This window comes from Peribacillus sp. FSL E2-0159 (assembly GCF_038643155.1).
Classification (GTDB): Bacteria; Bacillota; Bacilli; order Bacillales; family DSM-1321; genus Peribacillus; species Peribacillus simplex.
The window spans coordinates 5,314,792-5,334,120 of record NZ_CP152053.1 but is presented as its reverse complement, the minus strand read 5'-3'; the positions used below and the strand labels follow the sequence as shown (position 1 = coordinate 5,334,120).

Genomic DNA, 19,329 nt, shown 5'->3' with positions numbered 1-19,329 from the left:
GGAGGCGTACACAGAAGGATGTGTCCGCCTTCTTTTTTAATTGTTCAAATCACTCAGGCCAGGGCTATGTTCATTTGGCATATCCGGCATTTCAGGGACAGGGAATCCTTTTGGCGGCTCGGTAACAGCAAGGTTTCCGCCATTACGGCTCGGTGTCTCCCCTTGGAAAACCTCGCCGATTTGAGTTTGATCCAACCTGAAATTGAATTGGGCATTATGGTAGCCTAAATCCACATATTTGCGGCATTCAGGATATTTGTTCAAATCATAATTAGGTACAGGGAAGATTTTCCCCCAGTCAACCCCAAGAGTTTCCAATGCCTTGGCAAATGCATTTTGATGGGCATTGTCGCGAACCATTAAAAATGCCAGTGTTTCGCGCATTGATTTATTGGAACTCATTTCATAAATCCTGGACTTTTGCAGGACTCCCGTAGATTCAAGCACGACATTGTTCAAAAGGTTCGCCACAAGATTACCTTGATCATAAACCCATGATCCATTCCAGGGATTGCCTCCAGCGTCGACGGGCAGGGATGCTTTCGCACCGATGATGAAGTGATGGGGGTTTGCGCCGCCTTTGATGACTTCATCCAATGGGGCGCCATCGATAGCGGAATCTCCAGGCATATTCCCGCCAGCACCATTCAACAGCTGGTTGATGGTTGATTGGACAAGTTCAACGTGACTAAGCTCCTCCAAGAAAACTCCACGAATTAAATCACGATATTGTTTAGCCTTGCCGCGGAAGTTGGCACTTTGGAAAGAATACTGCATCATCGTCCGCATTTCACCGAATTGCCCTCCAAGAGCTTCTTGAAGTACTTTTGCCGCACTCGGATCAGGATTATCGGGAACGATCATATTGATTAAGTCTTCTTTATAGAAATACAAATGGAATCCCTCCTTAGATTATTATTTCTAAGTTATCTTCTGTTGTCTGAATTAATTTATTCCTAAGGTAAAAAGTACCTTTATGGAATGGCGGGATGAGAGAAATACTAGAGGGAAGAACGATTTTGAAAGGATGTTGCACATGCTATCCAATCAGCAGCTTAAAGAATTTCAACAGCAATTGCAGCAAACGAAGCAAGAGTTGGAAGAGCGATTAAATGATTCAGGCAACCATGATTTAAGAAGAAGCTTGGAGGATTCGACAGGTGAGTTATCGAGTTACGATAATCATCCCGGAGATGAAGGAACCGAGTTATATGAACGGGAAAAGGATTTGGCCCTTTCCGAACATGATCGGGATGAAATAAGGGATATTGAACGAGCGCTTTCTGCCATCGAGGCAGGTGAGTATGGAAAGTGCGAGGTTTGTTCAAAGGAAATAACTCTTGAACGTTTGAAAGCTATCCCTACCACGACTTATTGTGTCGAGCATACCCCATCACAGGAAACTTCGGACAATCGGCCGGTGGAAGAGGAAGTGCTGGGACCCCCATTTGGAAAGTTTGATTATGATGATCGGCACGAATCAGTTGCATACGATGCGGAGGATTCTTGGCAGGATGTTGCCAGTTATGGAACATCTGAATCGCCTTCCGATTTTGTAAATCCGCCAAACGATTACGAAGATATGTATGTCGAGTCCGAAGAAAATATCGGATATGTCGAAGATTATGAAAATTTCGTTGGTGTGGATATATACGGTAAAGAGATAACGGTTTATCCGAATTCCCAATATGAAGAATTGAAGGAAGAGCTTTTTGAAGAAAATATTCAAACCTCGTTTGGGGATTTGCCACGATATGAGCATGATCCTTATGTCGATGAAGAGAAAGATTGAAAAAGAAGAACCAGGATTCTAAGCCTGGTTCTTCTTTTTATTTAGGAAAAAGCCAACTTCAAACGGTTTAGCCCTTCCATCAGGACGTTGCGTGGACAACCGAGATTCATTCGAACGAAGCCTTCTCCGCCGGGTCCATATTTTGAACCAGGCTCCAATGCGAGCTTTCCTTGATGGATCAGTCGATCCTTAATTTCCTTGTCGGTCAATCCAAGATCTCGACAGTCAATCCATAAAAGGTAAGAGGCTTCCGGATGCATGACATGCAGTGAGGGAATTTCAGCTGCAATGAATTCCTCTGCCACTTTTATATTTTCCTCAATGTAGCCAATCATGTCTTCAAGCCATTCCAAGCCCTCTCGATATGCGGCCTCCATTGCTGTTAAGGCAAAGATATTAAGACCATGGAAGGCCAGTTTCGTTTGTGCTTTTTGCAGTTGCTTCTGTAATTTTTCATTACTGGCGATCAGGAATGAAGCCTGAAGGCCGGCAATATTGAATGTTTTGCTTGGCGCCATCAATGTAACGGTTATGTCCGCTAAATTTTTTGAAAGCGAGCCGATCGGATAATGCCTTGATGTTATATGGAATAAGTCAGCATGTATCTCATCACTGACGATGACTACATCATATTTTTCACATAGCTCACCGATTCGCAAGAGTTCGTCCTTTGTCCAAACGCGTCCGCCAGGGTTATGCGGACTGCAAAAAAGGAATAGTTTCACTCCGCTTTTCAGTTTGTCCTCAAAATCGGTGAAATCAATCTCAAAGCGGTCCTTTTCCATGATAAGGGGACTATTGACCACTTCCCGGTCATTATTTTTGATCATATCAAAAAATGGAGTATAGACTGGAGATTGTAACAATATTTTATCGCCCGGGTTCGTGAATGCTTGGATCGTTGTACCGATTGCGGAAACGACGCCGGAGCTGAATGAGATCCACTCTTTTTCGATTTGCCAGGAGTGCCGGTCTCTAAGCCAGCCTTGAATTTCGGTGAAAACCGTTTCAGAAGGGACGGTATAGCCGAAAATTGGGTGGTTCAAGCGTTCCATCAACGCCTTTTGAATGCCCTCAGGAGATGGGAAGTCCATATCGGCAACCCACATTGGCAGAACATCTTCGCGCCCATACAATGATGTGAGCGAGTTTTTATCCCATTTTGCAGACCCTGAATTTTCCCTGTTTATTTGTTCTTCAAATATTGACTTGTTCAAAATATCCACCGCCGAATAAAAATTTGTCGTCTTCGCGAAAAGCCTGTTGTTATGATACTATGAAATCATGTTCTTTGAAAATATTGAGCAGGTGATGATTATATGGATACACAGCAAATGAATTTAGCGTTGGTTGCCGTTTTGCAAGAATGGGACCCATTCAAGATAGGATGGGATCTTTATGAGCCGGAAATTGCAGATACTGTCGTAGCAATCCGGGATCTAGATGAACCAAAGGAACTGGCGGAAAAAATAAAATCCATTTACGAGTTCGCTTTCGATGAATCCGTTCAGATGGAAAAGTGCCTGGAAGTTGCACAAAAGCTGCTCATCATTAAAAATGATGCCAGCTGTTCGATCTAAAGGTGAAAAAGGGTGTATCCATCAGGGGCACCTTTTTTACGTTGGGGTGGCTACTCCAATAAACCCCTTGATTAATTGATACACTTCTGCCGGTTTCTCCTCTGGAAGAAGGTGCCCGGAATCCTCAATGACAACAAGCTCGGAATTAGGCAGGTCTTCATGGAGCCTTTGGCCAATATTCAATGGCACCACTCGGTCATGCCTTCCCCAAATAAGCAGGCATGGTGTATGAATATCACTAAGGTCCTCCTTCAACAAATCGACTTCCTTATCTCGAAGCATCCTCCCCAATGCCCGGAAAATATCATGCTTCTTTATGAATGGTCCTAGATATCCCTGCCGCATTTCATCGTCAATCATGGCTGGGTCATGGACGACATTTTTTAAGTTCTTTTCGATACCTGATTTTTGTAGATACCGCTTTATCCCGAATGAAAAGAAAGGCAGGTAACTGACCATCTTCATTTTTTCCGAATAGCCGGGCTGATAGCCTGAACCGGCAAGAAGAATGGCATGGTCGACAAGATCAGGATATGATTTGATGAGCTGCAGGGAAATCTGTCCGCCCATGGAATGGCCGATGGTACTGAATTTCCTGATGCCTTTTCCTTCTAAGAACATAACGACGGATTTCGCGATGTTCCGGAATGAATATGTATATCGATAATCTTTTCCGCTTTGCCCGAATGGGGGGAGGTCTACTGAGATCACATTGAACTCCTTGATTAAATAGGGCACTAATTTACGGAAACTGAAGCTCGATGACAAAAATCCATGAAGCAGGACAAGGGTGGGGAGGGAATCATCGATTCGGTCATATTCAAAATAGATTTCCATATTACCCACCCGTTCGACACCTTTGATTGTATGACTTTCCATAAAAGCTCCTCCTCCGTTATTGGTCAATGATAAAAACCCATGTTACCCTGAATATTCCAAAAAAGGTCCTTTAATACTGTTGCATAACAGTAATTGTAATAATAACGATGAAAAAACACAATTACTATAACAGGTCACCGACCAATTTTGATATAATAGTGTAAGTTTATCCTGACAGAATAGGACTTATTAAATTATATTGTCATATAGGTTTTTTTTAAAAGTCTAATAAGGTAATTCGTGAGACTATCTGCCAGCCAAACCATCACATCTAAATTAGTGAATTCCAAAAGGGGGGTTTTCCAATGCACTTGAATGAAGAGGAATTGGAAGTCTTGAGAATCATTGAAAATAACAGCCGGATTGATCTGAAGGATTTGGCTAAAATGACCGATCAATCAGATTCGGACATTGAAATAACATTGAAGAAATTAGAAGATATGCGGGTTATTGTACGTTACTTAACAGTCATTAACTGGGCAAAAGTGGATGAATACCATGGTGTCACAGCGATGATTGATGTAAAAGTCACTCCAAAACGCGGCGTCGGTTTCGATGAGGTCGCAAAAAGGATTTACAAATTCAAAGAAGTCGAGTCCGTTTATTTAATGTCTGGGGCGTATGATCTTTCAGTCATTGTCGAAGGACGTTCGATGAACGAAGTAGCAAGTTTTGTTTCGGAGAAGCTTTCGACACTGGATTCCGTCATTTCTACGACGACTCACTTCATTATGAAAAAATATAAGCATGATGGCACCATTTTTGAACAAACTGAAGAAGATAAGCGGATAGTGGTGTCACCATGATTAAAACGAGTTATGTTTCAAAAACGATTGCAGAGCTTAAACCATCAGGCATCCGCCGCTTTTTCGACTTGGCAGCCAATTTGGAAGGGGTCGTCTCTCTTGGTGTGGGTGAACCGGATTTCGTTACATCTTGGGCAGTAAGGGAAGCGGCGATCAACTCCTTGGAGGAAGGATATACCTCTTATACTGCCAATGCCGGCTTATATGAATTGAGGTCGGAAATCAGTGGGTATATGGAGAAGCAGTTTCATGTTTCGTATAGACCAGAGGATCAAATCATTGTCACGGTCGGAGCAAGCCAGGCCCTCGATATTGCCCTGAGGACCATCTTGAATCCAGGTGAGGAAGTCATTGTCGTCGAACCTTGTTTCGTCGCCTATGCACCGCTTGTGACCATGGCAGGGGGAATACCGGTCACGGTCCAAACATCCAAGGAAGATGACTTTAAGTTGACCCCCCAACAGCTTGAAGCGGCGATCACGCCTAAAACGAAGGCCGTTTTAATCTGTTCACCGAATAACCCAACGGGAACACAGCTTGGGCATGAAGAATTAGTGATGCTTGCTGACATCGTTAAAAAGCATGACTTGCTGGTGATTTCCGATGAAATCTATGCAGAACTTGCTTATGATGAGAAATTCACTTCTTTTGCTGCCATTGACGGCATGCTTGAGCGGACAATTGTCATCAATGGGTTTTCGAAAGGGTTTGCGATGACTGGATGGCGTCTTGGGTTCGTTTGTGCACCTAAGGAAATTTCCGAAGCGATGCTTAAACTTCATCAATATGCGATGATGTGTGCGCCGACCGTTGCGCAACATGCTGCATTGGAAGCTTTAAAGCACGGTATGCAGGATGTGGAAGAAATGCGTCGGAGTTATCGGAGAAGGCGAAATTATATCGTGAAATCATTTAATGAGATGGGTCTTGATTGTCATAATCCTGGCGGGGCTTTTTATGCTTTTCCTTCAATCGAGAAAACGGGGATGACTTCGATGGAATTTGCTGAAAAACTTCTGACGGAAGAACTTGTAGCCGTTGTACCGGGAGATGTGTTCGGGGAAAGCGGTGAAGGTCATATCCGATGTTCCTATGCATCCTCTATGGAACAGCTTCAAGAAGCGCTTAGAAGGATGGAACGTTTCATGAAGAATCATTGCAAATAAAAGCAAAAAAATAGGGATCCGGCCGTTTTAAGCAGCCGGATCCCTTTCCATAGGGGGAATTAGAAAAAAGAGTTAATCTAATGGATTAACATAGAAAGTGTTAATCATAGTATATCCAGTAACATGAAAAAAAATACACATACTACGACCCATTTTTTGAATTAAGCTTGTGTATTATATAAAGTATGCATAACATTCAGAATTTGTTCTTCGCTAAAATCCTTAGCTGTTCTTAGAATGAGCTCCGCTTTTTTGGTTCCGATTTCTTCAATCAATTTTTTTATGTCCTCGTCGATACCAGCGGCGTTCCCAGTTTGGGCATCCTTCAGGAATTCTGAAGCTGGAATGTCAAGAACGGTGGAAAGCCGTAAAATGGTTTGTGTATCAGGAACCGATTCACCCGATTCATACTTTTCAATTTTCTTCGTGCCGATTCGTAATTTCAAAGCCAGTTCCTGCTGAGTGAGGTTGTGATTTTCTCGGTATTGCCGGATATTCTTCGCGATATTTGACATAGTCAGACACTCCTTTTTCAGGAAATATATTTTCTTTATGTAATTATTTTACCATATTATTACTTAATGAAAGTAACGGAATATGTAGGTTTTGTGAAAAAAATGCCGCATCGAGAAATATCGAAACGGCATGTTGAATGTTAAATGAGATTAGTTGACTTAAGGAATACGAGTATGATCATGATCGGCACGATGTAGCGAATCAGGAAGTACCAAAGTTTAAAAAGTGATCGGCCGGAATCAGCGCCAGATTCGAACTCCTTTTGTACCTCGATCCTTTTCATTTGATAGCCGATGAAAAGCGATATGAACAAGGCGCCGACGGGCAGCGCGATATTGCTTGTCAGATAATCAGCGAAATCAAATATCGATAAATTGAAAATCTTCACATCCGAAAGCACCCCAAAGGATAATGCGCTTGGAATTCCAATCAGGAAAACGGTGATACCAGCTATCCAAGAAGCCTTCTTCCGCTTTGCAGCATTACCCTTGATCATGGCCGCAACGACGATTTCGAGAATGGAGAATGCCGTTGTAAGGGTGGCAAATAATAATAATATGAAGAAAATGAACATGAAGATCCCGCCGAGCGCCATTTCATTGAAGACGGCAGGCAACACGACAAATACTAGTCCAGGCCCGCTTGAAGGGCTGAAACCTAGTGCGAAAACAGCTGGGAAGATGACCAAACCTGCCAGCAAGGAAATGAAGATATTCAGTCCAACTACCGAAAAGGCCGATTTTGTAATATCTTCTTTTTTACTTAAATAGGATGCGTAGGTTACCATCACGGAAACACCGACACTTAGCGCAAAGAAGGATTGGCCCAGTGCCAATAGGATCGTTTCCCCTGTTAATGCGGAAAAGTCCGGCTTCAAGAAGAATGTAACACCCTCGATTGCCCCATCCAGAGTCAAGGAACGGATAAGAAGAATGATGAAAAGTATGAACAAGGAAGGCATCATATATTTATTCGCCTTTTCAATTCCCTTGGAAACACCGCCTTGCACGACCCAAATGGTAAAGATCATGAAAAATAACTGAGCGATAACCGTTTCATAAGGATTACTGATTATCGTATTGAAGAAGTTCCCATATTCTTCTTGAGTCAAGTTTGAAAGGGAACCTGTAAAGCTTCTTGCTAAATAAGAGATGATCCAGCCTCCAACAACACTGAAGAAGGAAAGCAGAATGATTGAAGCGACGACACCGCCATATCCAATTAATGCCCAAGGTTTTCCCGGGGCGATATGTTTATATGCGCTAATGGCATCTTTCTGTGCATTGCGGCCAATCGTGAATTCCGCTATTAATATCGGTGCACCGATAAGTAGGGTGAATAAAATGAAAAGCAGGAAAAAGGCCCCTCCGCCATTTGCTCCAGTCATATATGGGAGCTTCCAGATGGCACCCAATCCAATAGCGGATCCCGCGGCTGCCAGTATGAACCCAAGTTTTGAAGTCCATTGATCTTGTTTTGACATGATGGTAAAACTCCTTTAGATGTAAAGAATATCTAGCTGTATATTACTTTTGTTAAAACATTTTCACATCTTACTATGATTATGAGGGATTGGATAGTGTTTTAATATTACAATCTTTAGAAAAATGAGTGAATATTTTAAGGGGAATAGAGGTTATTTGCAAATTTTTAGGATAAGTTATAAATAAAGATCTTATAATAATTATTATTTCCAAAAAACAAACATTTTTTATGAGTAAAATCCCAAAAAGTATGGTATACTTAACTTTGATTATTTTCCAATTATGTGATATAATTTTTTATTGCGTGAAAAGACGAAAAAATATATATAAAATAGGAGTGTTACCATGTCTGAAAAATTCGAAATTGGTGCGGTAGTTGCTGGTAAAGTAACTGGTATTCAACCATACGGTGCATTTGTTGCTCTAGATGATTCAACTCAAGGTTTAGTTCATATTTCTGAAATTACTCACGGCTTCGTTAAAGATATCAACGAACATTTAAAAGTGGGCGATGAAGTGAAAGTTAAAGTGCTTTCCATCGATTCAGCTGCTGGAAAAATCGGCTTATCGATCCGCGCTACAGAAGAAGCTCCTGAGCGTACTGAAGCTCCGAAAAAAGCTCCGAAAAAACGCCAAGCATCTGTTAAAGCGACATCTCACATCGAATCTACTGAAGGTTTCAACACATTGAAAGACAAACTTCAAGAGTGGATTGAACAATCTCAACGCGAAGACTTAATCAAAAAATAATTTTGGAAACCGGCAGATCCTTTGATCAGCCGGTTTTTTTTGTTTAGGGGCATATGAATGAAATAAAGCCGGGTCATGTGTTTATCCATGGTCCGGCTTTATTTTATAGAACATAAACAATGTCATTAGCATGACATCAACGAGTCGGTTTGGTTTCAGGCTCTCTGGAAATTTCAGGACTTGGTTTAAAGAGAAGACCAAGATTAATGAGACCGGCAATTCCGACCAATCCATAAACGATACGGGCCAATCCGGCATCTTGCCCTCCGAAAATCGAAGCGACCAAGTCAAATTGGAAAAAACCTATTAACCCCCAGTTGATTGCCCCGATTATTGTAAGAACGAGTGCAGTTCTTTGTATTCCACTCATTGTGAAGCCTCCTTTTTTTGAAAAAATCAGTTCCTTACTTATCATGCTTTTTCATCATGTAAATATACATGACTACAAAAGTTCCGGGCGGATACTTTGTATTTAAATGGAACATTGGTCATAATGAATAAAAGAAAAACTATCCATTGGCACTGTGGACATTTCCAAAAACGGAGTCAATTTGGCATTAAAGGAGAGATATCCATTGGAGAATTTCACTTATAAAAATCCTACAAAAGTAATTTTCGGGAAAAATCAGCTCGAAAGCTTAAAAGCTGAAATTCCTGCGTATGGCGATAAAGTTTTACTTGTATACGGTGGAGGAAGCATAAAGAAAAATGGCTTATATGAAAAAGTGGTCAATGCCTTGAAAGATATCGATGCAGAGGTGCACGAACTTTCCGGAGTTGAACCGAATCCACGCATCTCAACAGTCCGAAAAGGTGTTGATCTTTGTAAAGAACATGGTATCGACTTTGTCCTTGCTGTTGGAGGAGGAAGCGTTATAGACGCTACAAAGGCCATCGTTGCGGGTGCTAAATATGAGGGAGATCCATGGGATCTTGTCATTAAGAAGGCACCAGTCGAAGTGGCCCTTCCATTCGGAACGGTGCTGACTTTAGCTGCAACCGGCTCTGAGGCGAATTCCGGATCTGTCATAACAAACTGGGAAACGAAAGAGAAATATGGATGGGGAAGTCCATTGGTATTTCCGCAATTCTCCATTTTGGATCCTGAAAATACTTTTTCAGTACCAAAAGACCAAACGGTATATGGAATGGTCGATATGATGTCACATGTGTTCGAAACGTACTTCCATCCGGAAACGCATGCGCCGCTTCAAGACCGTTTTTGTGAATCGCTGTTATTGACGGTAATTGAAACGGCACCTAAACTATTGGAAGACCTGGAAGATTATGAGCACCGGGCTACTATCCTGTATGCCGGGAACCTAGCCTTGAATGGGTCGCTTGGGGTCGGTTACAGCGGAGATTGGGCAACGCATAACATTGAACATGCCGTTTCAGCTGTTTATGACATCCCGCATGCAGGAGGATTGGCCATCTTATTCCCAAATTGGATGAAGCATGTGCTCCAGGAAAATGTCGCACGCTTTAAACAAGTTGCAGTCCGTGTATTCCATGTAGATCCGGAAGGTAAAACGGATGAGGAAGCGGCCCTTGAAGGCATTGAAAGACTTAGGTCATTTTGGAGCAGCTTAGGGGCGCCGACCAATCTTTCGGATTATGGCATCGATGACTCACAATTGGAAGTCATGGCTGATAAAGCGATGAGCAGAGGGGAATTTGGAAGGTTCAAAGTCCTGAACCGTGAAGATGTCCTCGCCATTTTACGGGCTTCATTATAAACAAGTGATATGATCCGTTCTCCCACCATGTCAGGTGGGAGATTACTTTATATGCATAATTCGTTATTTACTTGATCGAATTCTTGATTATAAGAATTACATCAGATAAAGTGAAAGGGATACTAAAGTATTCAAGGAGGAATTTGAATGGCCCATATTCGTTTCGATTATTCAAAAGCCCTGCCGTTTTTCGGGGAGCATGAAATTACCTATTTACAGGATGCTGTAAAAGTGGCACACCATTCCCTGCATGAGCAGACAGGGGCAGGCAATGAATATCTTGGTTGGCTTGATTTACCGGCCAATTATGATAAAGAAGAGTTCTCAAGAATCAAAAAAGCGGCCGCGAAAATAAAAGAAGATTCAGAAGTGCTGCTGGTTATCGGAATCGGTGGATCATATCTGGGAGCACGAGCAGCAGTTGAGATGCTTCAACATAGTTTTTATAACATTTTACCGTCGGATAAAAGAAATGCACCGCAAATTTTATTTGTGGGTAATAATATAAGCTCTACATATATGCAGGACGTAATGGACCTATTGGAAAATAGGGATTTCTCGATCAATGTCATCTCTAAATCCGGTACGACCACGGAGCCTGCACTGGCCTTCAGGATTTTCAGGAAGCTGCTGGAACAAAAATACGGCGTTGAAGAAGCTAAGGGCCGCATTTATGCCACCACTGATAAAGAGAAAGGCGCATTAAAAACGGTAGCGACGGAGGAAGGTTTCCAAACTTTCGTCATTCCTGATGATGTTGGCGGACGTTACTCGGTCTTAACGGCTGTAGGGTTGCTTCCGATTGCTGTCAGCGGGGCGGATATCGATCAAATTATGGAGGGAGCCGAGCGTGCTAGGGTGGACTTCAGTTCTTCCGAGCTAGGTGAGAATCAGGCATACCAATATGCGGCGGTTCGGAATATCCTTTACAATAAAGGGAAAACGATTGAAATGCTGATAAACTATGAGCCTGGACTTCAATACTTCTCTGAGTGGTGGAAACAATTATTTGGAGAAAGTGAAGGAAAGGATCAAAAAGGGATATTCCCTTCATCGGCTAACTTCTCGACTGACCTGCATTCATTAGGGCAGTATGTTCAGGAAGGGCGGCGTGATCTTTTTGAAACAGTCATCAAAGTGGAAAAGGCCCGTCATGAAATCTTGATTGAAGAAGCGGCCAATGACTTGGATGGCCTGAATTACCTATCAGGTGAAACAGTGCAATTCGTGAATAATAAAGCATTTGAGGGTACGCTGTTAGCCCATACGGACGGTGGCGTTCCCAACCTGATCGTAACGGTTCCTCAGCTCGATGCTTATACTTTTGGCTATCTTGTATATTTCTTCGAGAAAGCTTGTGCAATGAGCGGATACTTACTGGGTGTAAATCCATTTGATCAGCCTGGAGTGGAAGCCTATAAGGTGAACATGTTTGCTCTTTTAGGCAAGCCAGGTTATGAAAAGAAAAAAGCGGAGCTCGAACAGCGCTTATAATATTAAAGGCATCAAGCTGGAATAACATCCAGCTTGATGCTTTTTTTTGTTGAAAGCTAAAGTAGTGCCATCAAGTAAGCCGCGAAGAGAAAGAAACTTCACAAAAACGTAAGGGATAGCTTGGAAAACTGTGCGGAAGCCAAATTCCTTTTGCCAATCGAGGGAACAATAGAGTCATTCCAGGTTTTTTTTTAGGCACTTTGGTTAAGCTAATAGAAAAATTAGCGAAAGAGGTTTTATACAATGATTAAAATTTCTTCTCAGTTGGAAGGGAAAACGTTCGGTTTGTTCGATCTGGAGACGAAGTTAAAACCGGAAGGCTATGTGATAGGCGGGGGATGGGATTATGACCATGGTTCTTTTGATTATAAGATAGATGACAGTGATGGATACCAATTCTTGAGAGTCCCTTTTAAGGCCGTTGATGGTTCACTGGATAAGGATGGGGTAGTGGTCGAACTTTTGCAACCATTTTTGTTATCTCATAAGTACGAGGACGGGAATGACGATGAAGGAAATGTCGGAAACCTCTCCGCTTCCTTCAATCAGTTTGCTGAGCCTGAAAATCCGGATGCCGAATTTCCGGAAAACTATATTTCATATGGAAAAACGCTTGTCCGTGATTTGGAAAAGCTTTTATTACATTAATCTTCAATGATGAGCAAGGTGTCATCACGATGTATGATTACATCTCCAGGGGGCTTGATTAATGTCTTGCCTCCTGAAATGATGCCGACCAATAAAATGTCTTGATCGAATAGCTTAACGCTCAACTGTTTAAACGTCAATTCAACCCAGTCATCCTGGATGGGAAGCTGTTTCATGTTCAATCCATTCTGCTCTTTTTGCTCTTCGACTTCCGCAAGGATCCCCTTCGATAAGCAATCCTGCATATATTCACTTGCAAATTTATTCGTTTCCACTATACCATCCGCTCCAGCCCGTAAAGCATTTTCCTTTTGTTCATGCGTTAATATTTCCACAAGACAATATACATGCGGATTCAGCCCTTTGACGGCCAGTAACGTTAATATCGAGAACATATCCGTTTGCAGCTCGTCTTGCTTAAGGTCAGCTGTAATAAGGACGCGCACGGCTTGTTTAATATTGGCTTTCTGCAAAACGGAATCCAATGTAGCTTTTCCTTGGACAAAGTGGATATTCGTTCTTGGAAGCGGGTGCTTTTGCAGCGTATCATCTATAAGGACAATCGATTGATGATGTTTACGATCATGAATGTTTTGGATGATTCTCTTGGATCGGCCATTCCAGCCTACAATGATAATATGACCGCCGCCGCCGAATACTTTCTTTCCTGTTATAAATTGCTGTTCATTGGAAATGGAAATTTTAGCAATGTGCGCAAAATAAGAAGTAATCAAACCGGCTCCCGACAAAATGAGGACCATCCCAATGATTTTTCCAAGATTCGTAACGGGAGTGAAATCTCCGTAACCCACCGTTGACATAGTGACGATTGCCCACCAAATGCCATCAAGTAAAGTAGGGAATCTCTTCGGCTCCACAATGTGGATCAAGACCCCGAATGAGAGTAAAAATAATGCGATGATAGAAAGCAATCTGATGAAACGCGGAAATCTGGGAACGGTGCTGATAAATGGACTGATTCGTATCATGTTTCTCACACCCCTTAAGCTGTTCCTTTTAGTATGTTCAAAAAAGGTTTGGCTCATAAGGGTTTCGACAGACAAACTTTGAATAGGATATCGGCATCTTATCTGGAAAGTACCATTCGATGTAAATGATAAAAAGCCTTCCGGATGATGTCGGAAGGCTTTTAGTGCTGAGTCACGTATCCTGAACTGGACTTCATGCTCGATAATTGATTATATGCCCGTTTGCGTTTCGGTATGCCTCCATCTTTTCTTAGACCCTTCTCCGTACGTTAAAATTATCACTGATAAGCAGCCAGTTTTGAGGGAAGGCTAAGCCGAGCTTCCAATAACTCATACCCCTTAGATTCAGTTCTTTGATTAAATCGAATTTTGCCTGAATGGATCTGGCATCCTCAAACCACACCTCATGCTCCCTATCTTCTATATCGGTATAGTTGAAGTGCGGGGCCTGTGCGGTTTCATCATACTCGATGGAAGCATTATTGGCCGCTGCAATCTGGATGGCCTGCTGCGGGCTCACGGCCTTGGCAATGGATCCCTGTACAAAAGGAAGGGTCCAATCATAGCCATATAGATTCTGCCCCATCAGGATCTTATTGGAGGGAATATCGGTGATGGCATATTCGAGAACTTCCCGAACAGGTCCAATAGGAGACACAGCCATTGCCGGCCCTCCGCTATATCCCCATTCATAAGTCATGATGATAACGAAGTCGACGATTTCACCATGTGCTTTATAGTCATGTGCCTCATACCAACGGCCTTTTTGCTCAGCACTTGTTTTAGGGGCAAGTGCCGTGGAAATGAACCATCCTTCTTTCTTGAAACGGTCCCTGGCTTTTCGGAGAAATTGATTATAGGCTTCTTTATCTGCCGGCCTTAAAAACTCAAAGTCAAAGTGGATATCCCGGAATCCATATTTCTTTGCCGTTGTAACGATATTGTTCAGGAACTTATTCTGTACGGAAGTATTCGTTAAGATGATTTGCCCGAGCTCATCGCTGAATTGGTCATTTTCCTGATTCGTGATCACCATCATCAGGACATTTTTATTTTCTCTGGCGATGGCAGGGAATTCATTGAGTAATGGCTCTTTTAAGGAGCCGTCTCGTTGCGCCTGGAAGCTGAAAGGGGCTAAGTAGGTTAAATAGGGCGCAGCTTCCCTGGCAGCCGTTTCAAGGGCCGGTGCAACCGTCGTACCCCTCGGCTCGACATAACCGTTGAATTCGGCGGTCCTTTTCTTCCGTGCCGGAATATAGAGCCGGTATCCAACGGATAGGTTTTGATTTTCGGAAATGCCATTTATTTTTGCCAATTCTTGAACAGGGACATTAACCCTTTGGGAAATGGAATAAAGACTATCACCCGGTTGAACGAAATAATAACTGCCGACGATTGGAATGACAAGGGCCTGCCCAGAAACAAGATTATTTGGGTTAGGGATCTTATTTGATTCCACGAGCCTGTCAACGGTTACGCTGTACGTCTGGGCGATGCCATATAACGTCTGGCCTGGCCTAACCACATGAATTTGCAATTCTTTTCCCTCCTACTGAAAGTTTCCTAACAGTTTATGAGCATAAAAAGAATTTCATGATAAAGAGCTTAGGATTAAGAGAACCCCAAACAAAAAAATTCAATAAATTGGCAATAATAATTTAAGCCTAAAATGCTAATTAATATTAGTAGGAGGTGAAAACACATGGCAAACAACAATAACAGCAATCAACTAGTAGTAGCTGGTGCAGAGCAAGCTCTACAACAAATGAAGAATGAAATCGCTAGTGAATTTGGTGTAAATCTAGGTGCTGACACTACTTCTCGCGCTAACGGATCTGTTGGTGGGGAAATCACAAAACGTTTAGTGCAAATGGCTGAGCAACAATTAGGCGGGTATGCTCGTTAATTAACTGAATAAAAATGGATTAGAAAGAGAAGGAGCATCGCTCCTTCTCTTTCGCATTGTTCAGTTAGTTGCCTGCCATGCCTTTAAAATCTTTATTGCTTTTTCAGGGAAATCGGTCATGATAACGTCGACTCCCAACTTAGCCAGCTTGACGATATCGGCTTCATCATTGGCGACCCAAGGCCGGATTTTATATCCAAGTTCTTTCGCTTTTTCATTGACTTCTGGAGTCAGGCTGTTTTTATCTGGATGAAAACCCGCTTCTTTTTTATCACGTAAGATTTCTTCGAAGTTTTCAGGAAGTCCCTCGAACAATAATGCACGTTCAAGGTCTGGGGCAAGAATCTTCACTTTTTCAATGGATTGATGATTGAAGGAAGAGAGGATCACCCGATTTTCCATTTGATATTGACGAATTAAATCAATGATCTTCTGTTCGATTCCTTCGTAAGCGAGTTTATCCGTTTTGATTTCGATATTCATCAATAAAGTATTTCCCTTAGCCCAGTCGAAAACTTCATTTAAAAAAGGAATCCGCTCACCAAGGAATTCCTTGGAAAATTTGCTCCCGGCATCAGCCGTTTTCAGTTTTTGTGAAGAATGATCTTTTACATAACCAGTAAGGGTGGTCGTTCGATCGAGTGTTTCGTCATGTATGATGACCAATTCCCCATCAGAACTGAGATGGACATCGAACTCGATGCCCTCGGCCCCGATTTCTGCCGCCTTTTGAAATGCTGCCATGGTATTTTCAGGATGCGTCCCCTTGGACCCCCTATGAGCGAAAATCAGTATGTTTTGCAAAATCATCACTTCCCCTTTAAACTTTATCTTGAACCCTATCATACATGTACGCTTGAATTGTTTCAGCAATGTTTAATAGACAATATTTTAAACAACGAGTAAAATACATATGATATTTCCATAAATAGGTGTTCGAATTATGAGGTGAATAAAATGAATATGTGGGAAATTTTTGTTGCAGTTATCCTTGGTCTTGTAGAGGGATTAACTGAATTTGCTCCTGTATCGTCTACAGGGCATATGATTATCGTCGATGATTTATGGCTGAAATCAACTGAGCTTTTCGGGAGTGAAGTGGCCAATGCCTTTAAGGTGGTCATCCAGCTTGGTTCGATACTCGCCGTTGTCGTGCTCTTCTGGGGACGATTCATGGACTTGCTTGGTTTAAGGAAGCTGAAAGGCACATCCGCTGTGAAGGGCCCAAAGCTTAACCTATTGCAGATCTTTGTCGGATTGTTACCGGCTGGCGTTTTAGGTCTATTATTCGAAGATTACATTGATGATCATTTATTTACGATGAAGACAGTTATCGTCGGATTGTTCTTGGGCGCATTTCTGATGATTGCTGCGGATAAATTCCGTCCAAAGCTGACTGCAGAAACGGTTGACCAAATCACCTATAAACAAGCTTTCGGTGTAGGGTTGATTCAATGTTTGTCACTGTGGCCGGGATTCTCGCGTTCAGGCTCGACCATTTCAGGTGGAGTGCTATTGGGAATGAGCTATCGGGCTGCTTCCGATTTCACGTTCATCATGGCAGTGCCGATCATGGCTGGTGCCAGTCTGTTGAAAATTGTGAAATACTGGGAATTCTTCACACCTGAAGTTCTGCCATTCTTTATTGCAGGTTTCATCAGTGCATTTATCTTTGCATTATTCTGTATCCGCTTTTTCCTGATTTTAATCAATAAAGTTAAATTGACTCCTTTTGCCATTTACCGGATTGTCTTGGCGGTTGTGCTTCTATTCATTATTTGGTAATACGAAATGAAGCTTGAAAGAGGAGAGGAACCACCCCGTTGATTAGGGGTGGTTTTTTTTTGTGTATGAAAAAAACAGAAAATATATGACGAATGATTATATGTTTTTATAGTTTTTAATTCGTTATTATAGAGTAAATTATCAATAAATCTTTCTATAATAAAAAAATATTCGGTTTTTAGTGTAGTTCCAGACAAAATTAGTAAAAAAAATATAAATGTAATAAAGCTCCATGAGCGTAGTGATACCAACGTGTTTGGATAGTTATTTAAATATTCAAATGATTACATAAACTATTCTCGTATAATTTATATGATATAATTTTAGTATAAATAAAGTACATGTGTACACCTGGGGAGGACAACATGGGAAATGACCAATTGAAGAAAACGATTGGCTTTTGGGTTGGAACATCTATTGTAGTTGGTACAGTTATCGGTTCTGGAATTTTCATGAGACCTGGGGACGTGCTTGAATTAAGCGGTAATTCAACCATGGCCTTGTTAGCTTGGCTGATAGGTGGTCTGATTACCCTTGCAAGCGGGTTGACGATTGCGGAAGTGAGTACACGGATTCCTAAAACTGGAGGCTTATATGTCTATATGGAAGAAGTGTACGGAAAAGCATGGGGATTCCTATGCGGCTGGGTTCAGACATTGGTATATGGGCCTGCAGTCATGGGCGCACTCAGTTTATACTTCGGGTTATTAGTTGCAGGAATATTTAATATCCCTTCAGGCTACACTTTGGCGATAGGGATTCTTACGATCGTATTTATAGCAGTCATGAATCTTCTGGGGACAAAATACGGCGGTATCATCCAAACCTTATCGACCGTTGCTAAATTGATCCCCATCATTTTCATAGCGGTTTTCGGTATTGCACAAGGTGATATGCCTGTATTCAATATCCAAAGTGAAAGTTCAATGAAAATCAGTATGGCCGGTGCGATTTTGGCTACGCTCTGGGCGTATGATGGCTGGATGAATGTCGGCTTCATGGCAGGGGAAATGAAAAACCCGCAGAAAACGTTGCCGCGAGCAATCATAACGGGATTAGTCGTGGTCATGGTCGCTTACTTGGCTGTGAACCTTGCCATGCTTCATGTATTGGGGGCGGAGGGAGTCATAGCCCACGGTACGAATGCAGCGAATGTTGCGGCAACGATGCTATTCGGTGAATTGGGCGGGAAATTGATTTCAATCGGAATAGCGATTTCAATCTTCGGTTGCTTGAACGGAAAGCTTCTGACCTTTCCGCGCATTACCTTGGCAATGGCGACTGATAAAATGATGCCAGGCCATAAACAAATCGGGAAAATATCACCTAAGTTTAAAACGCCAATAAATGCGACGATATTGCAAGTGGTCATTGCAATCATCATGATGGTTGCAACAGACCCTGACAAACTTACCAATATGGCTGTATTCTCTGTCTTCTGTTTTTATGGATTGGCCTTCTTTGCGGTCTTCATCTTACGCAGAAAAGATCCGGATGCGAAGACTTATAAAGTGCCGTTTTACCCATTCATCCCCATCGTCGCGATTGCTGGCGCAATATACATTGTTGTAAGCACATTAATCGATACACCTTTAAATGCCTTGTACTCTTTGATCATCCTCATTATAGGTATGCCAGTATACTGGCTCCTTAAAAAAAGTGAGCGGGATGATAAACGTTCATATTAATGAAAAATCCTTCACTGCATGCAGTGAAGGGTTTTTTTTATAAATTGCTGGAACAAGATTTACCTTTGGACAAAAGTAGCGAAATAGACAACTCGGGAAGTTCGTAT

The 19,329-nt window shown here is 42.1% G+C and carries 20 protein-coding genes; 11 read left to right on the top strand and 9 right to left on the bottom strand.

The genetic code is table 11. The features are described 5' to 3' along the window. Nucleotides 1-36: 36 nt before the first annotated feature. A complete protein-coding gene (locus tag NYE63_RS26120) occupies nucleotides 37-894 on the bottom strand; it encodes a manganese catalase family protein (protein WP_342603346.1) in 858 nt (285 codons plus the stop codon). Between the two features lie 142 nt (nucleotides 895-1,036). On the opposite strand from NYE63_RS26120, the gene NYE63_RS26115 reads away from it, so the two are divergent. Beyond that, nucleotides 1,037-1,792: a TraR/DksA C4-type zinc finger protein gene (locus tag NYE63_RS26115; protein ID WP_342603345.1), complete on the top strand. Its 756-nt coding sequence runs from the start codon at nucleotides 1,037-1,039 to the stop codon at nucleotides 1,790-1,792. Between the two features lie 41 nt (nucleotides 1,793-1,833). On the opposite strand, the gene NYE63_RS26110 is transcribed toward NYE63_RS26115, so the two are convergent. Further along, nucleotides 1,834-3,018: a PatB family C-S lyase gene (locus NYE63_RS26110; RefSeq protein ID WP_342603344.1), complete on the bottom strand. Its 1,185-nt coding sequence runs from the start codon at nucleotides 3,016-3,018 to the stop codon at nucleotides 1,834-1,836. 93 nt (nucleotides 3,019-3,111) lie between these two features. On the opposite strand from NYE63_RS26110, the gene NYE63_RS26105 reads away from it, so the two are divergent. Further along, complete coding sequence (locus NYE63_RS26105; protein WP_342603343.1) at nucleotides 3,112-3,372, top strand: DUF1871 family protein; 261 nt, start codon at nucleotides 3,112-3,114, stop codon at nucleotides 3,370-3,372. 36 nt (nucleotides 3,373-3,408) lie between these two features. Here the strand turns inward: NYE63_RS26105 and NYE63_RS26100 are convergent, their stop codons facing one another. After that, a complete protein-coding gene (locus NYE63_RS26100; protein WP_144478032.1) occupies nucleotides 3,409-4,251 on the bottom strand; it encodes an alpha/beta hydrolase in 843 nt (280 codons plus the stop codon). 305 nt (nucleotides 4,252-4,556) lie between these two features. Here NYE63_RS26100 and NYE63_RS26095 point away from each other — a divergent pair, with 305 nt between their 5' ends. Both NYE63_RS26095 and NYE63_RS26090 read left to right on the top strand, forming a co-directional pair. After that, complete coding sequence (locus NYE63_RS26095; RefSeq protein WP_144478031.1) at nucleotides 4,557-5,057, top strand: Lrp/AsnC family transcriptional regulator; 501 nt, start codon at nucleotides 4,557-4,559, stop codon at nucleotides 5,055-5,057. Continuing rightward, nucleotides 5,054-6,223 (top strand): aminotransferase, encoded by a 1,170-nt coding sequence (locus tag NYE63_RS26090; RefSeq protein WP_342603342.1) that lies wholly within the window; start codon nucleotides 5,054-5,056, stop codon nucleotides 6,221-6,223. Before NYE63_RS26095 ends, NYE63_RS26090 begins: the two co-directional genes overlap by 4 nt. A 161-nt stretch (nucleotides 6,224-6,384) precedes the next feature. On the opposite strand, the gene NYE63_RS26085 is transcribed toward NYE63_RS26090, so the two are convergent. Together NYE63_RS26085 and NYE63_RS26080 are read right to left on the bottom strand one after the other, a co-directional pair. After that, on the bottom strand, nucleotides 6,385-6,738 hold the full coding sequence (locus NYE63_RS26085; RefSeq protein ID WP_063234084.1) for a helix-turn-helix transcriptional regulator: 354 nt from the start codon (nucleotides 6,736-6,738) through the stop codon (nucleotides 6,385-6,387). A gap of 140 nt (nucleotides 6,739-6,878) precedes the next feature. Beyond that, on the bottom strand, nucleotides 6,879-8,222 hold the full coding sequence (locus tag NYE63_RS26080) for a sodium-dependent transporter (protein ID WP_342603341.1): 1,344 nt from the start codon (nucleotides 8,220-8,222) through the stop codon (nucleotides 6,879-6,881). 346 nt (nucleotides 8,223-8,568) lie between these two features. Here NYE63_RS26080 and yugI point away from each other — a divergent pair, with 346 nt between their 5' ends. Continuing rightward, nucleotides 8,569-8,973 carry a S1 domain-containing post-transcriptional regulator GSP13 gene (yugI, locus tag NYE63_RS26075; RefSeq protein ID WP_063234086.1) on the top strand — a complete coding sequence of 135 codons (405 nt, stop codon included), beginning with the start codon at nucleotides 8,569-8,571 and terminating at the stop codon, nucleotides 8,971-8,973. Nucleotides 8,974-9,109: 136 nt separating this feature from the next. Here yugI and NYE63_RS26070 read toward each other — a convergent pair whose 3' ends face one another. Continuing rightward, on the bottom strand, nucleotides 9,110-9,343 hold the full coding sequence (locus tag NYE63_RS26070) for a DUF378 domain-containing protein (protein WP_063234087.1): 234 nt from the start codon (nucleotides 9,341-9,343) through the stop codon (nucleotides 9,110-9,112). 205 nt (nucleotides 9,344-9,548) lie between these two features. Here NYE63_RS26070 and NYE63_RS26065 point away from each other — a divergent pair, with 205 nt between their 5' ends. From NYE63_RS26065 to NYE63_RS26055, 3 genes are all read left to right on the top strand, one after another. Further along, the gene (locus NYE63_RS26065) at nucleotides 9,549-10,712 is read left to right on the top strand and encodes an iron-containing alcohol dehydrogenase (RefSeq protein WP_342603340.1); all 1,164 of its coding nucleotides are present in this window, start codon (nucleotides 9,549-9,551) and stop codon (nucleotides 10,710-10,712) included. 147 nt (nucleotides 10,713-10,859) lie between these two features. Beyond that, nucleotides 10,860-12,206, top strand: coding sequence for a glucose-6-phosphate isomerase (locus NYE63_RS26060; RefSeq protein WP_098371427.1), 1,347 nt, complete (start codon nucleotides 10,860-10,862; stop codon nucleotides 12,204-12,206). 243 nt (nucleotides 12,207-12,449) lie between these two features. Then, the gene (locus NYE63_RS26055; protein WP_342603339.1) at nucleotides 12,450-12,854 is read left to right on the top strand and encodes a YugN-like family protein; all 405 of its coding nucleotides are present in this window, start codon (nucleotides 12,450-12,452) and stop codon (nucleotides 12,852-12,854) included. Here NYE63_RS26055 and NYE63_RS26050 read toward each other — a convergent pair. Both NYE63_RS26050 and NYE63_RS26045 read right to left on the bottom strand, forming a co-directional pair. Further along, the gene (locus NYE63_RS26050) at nucleotides 12,851-13,843 is read right to left on the bottom strand and encodes a potassium channel family protein (RefSeq protein WP_342603338.1); all 993 of its coding nucleotides are present in this window, start codon (nucleotides 13,841-13,843) and stop codon (nucleotides 12,851-12,853) included. The genes NYE63_RS26055 and NYE63_RS26050 overlap by 4 nt on opposite strands. Before the next feature lie 250 nt (nucleotides 13,844-14,093). Next, complete coding sequence (locus NYE63_RS26045; protein WP_342603337.1) at nucleotides 14,094-15,380, bottom strand: glycoside hydrolase family 18 protein; 1,287 nt, start codon at nucleotides 15,378-15,380, stop codon at nucleotides 14,094-14,096. 165 nt (nucleotides 15,381-15,545) lie between these two features. Here NYE63_RS26045 and NYE63_RS26040 point away from each other — a divergent pair, with 165 nt between their 5' ends. After that, nucleotides 15,546-15,749 (top strand): alpha/beta-type small acid-soluble spore protein, encoded by a 204-nt coding sequence (locus NYE63_RS26040; RefSeq protein ID WP_063234094.1) that lies wholly within the window; start codon nucleotides 15,546-15,548, stop codon nucleotides 15,747-15,749. A 60-nt stretch (nucleotides 15,750-15,809) separates the two neighbouring features. Here the strand turns inward: NYE63_RS26040 and NYE63_RS26035 are convergent, their stop codons facing one another. Then, a complete protein-coding gene (locus NYE63_RS26035; RefSeq protein ID WP_342603336.1) occupies nucleotides 15,810-16,553 on the bottom strand; it encodes a glycerophosphodiester phosphodiesterase in 744 nt (247 codons plus the stop codon). 153 nt (nucleotides 16,554-16,706) lie between these two features. On the opposite strand from NYE63_RS26035, the gene NYE63_RS26030 reads away from it, so the two are divergent. Next, nucleotides 16,707-17,534, top strand: coding sequence for an undecaprenyl-diphosphate phosphatase (locus NYE63_RS26030; protein ID WP_342603335.1), 828 nt, complete (start codon nucleotides 16,707-16,709; stop codon nucleotides 17,532-17,534). 365 nt (nucleotides 17,535-17,899) lie between these two features. Beyond that, nucleotides 17,900-19,222: an amino acid permease gene (locus tag NYE63_RS26025; protein ID WP_342603334.1), complete on the top strand. Its 1,323-nt coding sequence runs from the start codon at nucleotides 17,900-17,902 to the stop codon at nucleotides 19,220-19,222. Nucleotides 19,223-19,329 lie beyond the last annotated feature (107 nt).